At 42.6% G+C, this 3,992-nt stretch carries 5 protein-coding genes; all 5 read left to right on the top strand.

All coding sequences use genetic code 11. From position 1 onward, the window contains the following. The first annotated feature begins 77 nt into the window (after positions 1-77). From cas7e to cas2, 5 genes are read left to right on the top strand one after another with little or no spacing between them, the layout of a single operon-like run. On the top strand, positions 78-1,214 hold the full coding sequence (gene cas7e / locus IBX40_11500; protein ID MBE0524943.1) for a type I-E CRISPR-associated protein Cas7/Cse4/CasC: 1,137 nt from the start codon (positions 78-80) through the stop codon (positions 1,212-1,214). Positions 1,215-1,229: 15 nt separating this feature from the next. After that, positions 1,230-1,916, top strand: coding sequence for a type I-E CRISPR-associated protein Cas5/CasD (gene cas5e, locus IBX40_11495; protein MBE0524942.1), 687 nt, complete (start codon positions 1,230-1,232; stop codon positions 1,914-1,916). Further along, positions 1,906-2,517, top strand: coding sequence for a type I-E CRISPR-associated protein Cas6/Cse3/CasE (cas6e, locus tag IBX40_11490; protein ID MBE0524941.1), 612 nt, complete (start codon positions 1,906-1,908; stop codon positions 2,515-2,517). Before cas5e ends, cas6e begins: the two co-directional genes overlap by 11 nt. Positions 2,518-2,553: 36 nt before the next feature. Continuing rightward, positions 2,554-3,465, top strand: a complete 912-nt coding sequence (gene cas1e / locus IBX40_11485; GenBank protein ID MBE0524940.1) for a type I-E CRISPR-associated endonuclease Cas1 — start codon at positions 2,554-2,556, stop codon at positions 3,463-3,465. Next, entirely contained in the window at positions 3,446-3,727 is a 282-nt protein-coding gene (gene cas2, locus IBX40_11480; protein MBE0524939.1) for a type I-E CRISPR-associated endoribonuclease Cas2, read from the top strand. Before cas1e ends, cas2 begins: the two co-directional genes overlap by 20 nt. Positions 3,728-3,992 lie beyond the last annotated feature (265 nt).

The raw sequence follows: 3,992 nt of genomic DNA, 5'->3' as shown, positions 1-3,992 counted from the left end.
TATTTTATTGGAATAATATCTCAAAAAAACATTTAATTCAAAATTTCTTTATAAAATCAAAAGATGAGGAATAAAACATGGACGAAAAGAATTATATAAACTACCACATTTTAATTTCGCATAGCCCATCCAATCTTAATAGGGATGACATGAACATGCAAAAAACTGCTGTTTTTGGTGGAACAAAAAGAACGCGGATATCAAGCCAAAGTTTAAAGCGGGCAATTAGACAATCGGATTATTACAAGAAAAATATTAGTCAGCCCAGTGATCGAACTCGACAATTAGGTCAATTGACTGAAAAATATGTGAAAATTTTGCATGATAAATATCCCGAAAATATAGTCAAATCTGTAATTTCATTGATTTCAGGAGAGTCAGAAATTAAAGTGGATACACAGTCTGGTGCGGTAGCCGCATGGGTTGTCTCTGAAGTAGAATCATATTGTCAACTATATCAACAGTTACAAAAGGAAAATCCAGACAATAAAGAATTTGAAAAAGCCTGGAAAAATGCAACTGATAAAAAAAAGCTAATTGAAGATAAGACTAAACTATCAATATTTCGTAAGACATTGCAAAATGGACAGGATATTGCACTATCGGGTAGAATGGCAACATCCGGTATTATGACCATTGTCGATGCCTCTCTTGCTGTCGCCCACGCAATTACTACGCATACTGTTGATGGCGATATTGACTGGTTTACCGCTGTGGATGACCTCAATAAAGATACTGGTGAAACTGGTTCAGCACATTTGGATACTACTGAATTTAGCTCAGGTGTATTCTATAGATATGCAAGCTTAAATATAAGGCAATTGCAGGAAAATTTAGGCGATGTCAAACGCGAGCAAGCTTTAGAAATTGCAGCGCATGTCCTTCACCTGCTGGCGACTGTTGTGCCTTCTGCTAAGCAAAATTCATTTGCAGCATTTAATTTAGCTGATTTTGCATTTGTCAGTTTCAGTGATCAGCCCATTTCATTGGCAAATGCTTTTGAGAATCCTGTCAAAGCAGCTACTGATGGATTAATGACACCATCTATCAACGCATTTGTAAACTACCATAAAGCCATCTGTAAAGCCTATGGATTAAAGGATGACAAACAAGCCTGCTTTAGCACAAAGAAATGTGAGATAAAAAAAAATGTAACCAATAAAGGCAATGACTTTTCAGCATTGAAAGAATGGTTGAAAAGTAACGGGAACTAATCCGGGACATAAACCATGCAGGATTATTTGATAATCAAGTTGCAAGGGGCTATGCAAGCCTGGGGTGGTCATACCTTTGAGGATTACCGCCCCAGTCATATTTTCCCTACCCGCAGTGCAGTTGTCGGCTTACTGGGAGCTTGTATTGGTATAGACAGGGCGGACATACAGGGCAGAGCAAACTTAAACACAAGTTTTGAGCTTACGGTGAGGGCTGATCGGCGCAAGGTTCGGACAGAACAATTTGGCCATCCCAAGGAAAAAACTCTGACCATGCAAAAAATGACTGATTTCCATACTGTACTGGATGCACGAAAGGTCGATGGTGCACCAAGACCAGATGCAATTATTTCTCGGCGAGAATATCTATGTGATGCTGAGTTTTCATTAGCATTAGGTTTCAGGAAGAATCCAGTGTTTGATCTGGAACAAGTTAAAGCTGCCATTCAAAAACCGCATTATACCCCGTCCTTAGGACGTCGTTCCTGTCCCATACAACACCCTTTATTTGAAACGATTGTCGCAGCTGATAGTGCACAAAATGCACTCGCCCAAATCGAACCAAAGCAGGGTACGATATATAGTGAACAAAAGTTACAAGGTTCTGCTCCGATGCGAATTCGTGATGTTCCAATCGAAGATCCAGTAAGACAATTTGCTACACGGACGCTCTACATCCTGGGAGATAGCTATGTATTATAGTCAATGTGTGCTTAATTCTATAAAGCCAGTCAACCCATATTTGCTACATAAAATAATATGGCAATTATTTCCAGATCAAGGTGATGAAAAACGCTCATTTCTATTTCGAGTTGAAAATCTGGGACAAAACGGTGTGCAACATATATTGTTACAATCCAGTGATGAGCCACACCCAGCAAACGGCGAATTAGTGCTGTTAAATACGCCCAAAAAAGTTCAATTTAATGGCATTATAAATGGAGCAAGCTATAGATTCCTGTTACGTGCTAATCCAACTAAAAGAATCAAAGACTCCGGTGGAAAAACGACAAATCAAGGCAAAGTCAGAGTGCCTATTATTGATGAAGACGAAATTATTGCATGGCTTAGCCGACAGTTTGAGAGTATAGCAGATATTAAGGAAGTTTCTTTAGCTCGACAGGATTTACTATACTTCCGTAAAGATAAAGGAAATCAAAACCACGTCGGCAAAATTCAAACTGTCACCTATTCAGGTATTTTAACAGTTATTGAAGCGAAGTCATTGGTCAACAAAATGATTGAAGGTATTGGCCCCGCAAAAGCTTTCGGATGTGGATTATTAACACTTGCAAAAATCTAATTTTTGTTTTATTGCTCATCAATCTGAGGCAAATCAATGCTCCCCAAACTCAAACCCATAGCAATCAAAGAACGAATCTCCCTGTTATTCCTGGAAAAGGGGGAGCTTGATGTCCTTGACGGAGCATTTGTCCTTGTTGACAAAAACGGAGTACGCACCCATATCCCCATCGGGAGTGTGGCTTGCCTGATGCTTGAGCCCGGCTCCCGTGTATCCCATGCTGCGGCGGCTCTCGCTGCACGTGTGGGATGCCTGCTAATCTGGGTCGGTGAGGCGGGAGTGCGCCTGTATTCAGCCGGACAGCCCGGCGGCGCGCGTTCAGACCGTCTTCTGTACCAGGCGAAACTGGCTCTTGATGAGGGGCTGCGGCTCAAAGTGGTTCGCAGGATGTATGAATTCAGGTTTGATGATGATATTCCTCCTGGCAGCAATGTAGAGCAGTTGCGCGGCATGGAGGGCGCGCGGGTGAAGAAAATGTATGAGTTAATGGCTAAACGTTACGGGATTGAATGGAAAGGACGGCGGTATGACAGCAGGGAATGGGGAAGCGGGGATATTGCTAACCGCTGCCTGAGTTCTGCCACTGCCTGCCTGTATGGTGTCACGGAAGCCGGGGTGCTGGCTGCTGGATATGCACCTGCGATTGGTTTTGTGCATACCGGAAAACCTCTTTCGTTCGTATATGACATTGCTGACCTGTTTAAGTTTGAGACCGTTGTGCCGGTAGCTTTTAGTATTGCAGCTCAACATCCAAAAGATCCTGAAGGCATGGTGCGCAGGGCATGCAGGGATGCATTCAGGGAGACAAAATTGCTTAAAAATATAATTCCCACTATTGAGGAGATTCTGGCGGCTGGAGGTATTTCCCTTCCGAAAGCGGCGCCTGATGCTTTGCAGCCTGCGATTCCTGAGGAAAGGGGGATTGGTGATGCTGGTCATCGTAACTGAAAATGCTCCGCCAGGTCTTCGCGGGAGATTGGCAGTATGGATGCTTGAAATACGTGCAGGTGTTTATGTAGGTGATTTTTCTGTGAAGGTACGGGAGATGGTCTGGGAAAATGTAAAAAAGGGACTGGGTGAGGGTAATGCGGTTATGGTGTGGAGGGCGCAAAATGAAGCTGGTTATGATTTTGTTACTCTCGGGGATAACAGGCGCGTGCCAGTGGACATGGATGGGATTAAATTGGTATCGTTTTTGCCGAACGGCTGATATATCTGATGAAATATAGTGTTGGTGACAATATCATGGCAATTAATAATAAATATGGTTTAAATATTAATATTATTATAATACAATATTGTCTGCAAGGGGGGGATACGGGCAAGAGCTTTCCGCTTTAATAGTATAAAAGGTGAAGAGAGTTCCCCACACACGTGGGGATGAACCGGTTTATATTCTTACCTACCAGTAATATGTATGGAGTTCCCCACACACGTGGGGATGAACCGGCTCAGGCATGGCGAAACAGACCCTT

The sequence above is a fragment of the Methanosarcinales archaeon genome (assembly GCA_014859725.1).
Taxonomy (GTDB): Archaea; Halobacteriota; Methanosarcinia; order Methanosarcinales; family Methanocomedenaceae; genus Kmv04.
The sequence above is the reverse complement of the archived record's forward strand: the minus strand, read 5'-3'. Positions and strand labels throughout refer to the sequence as shown.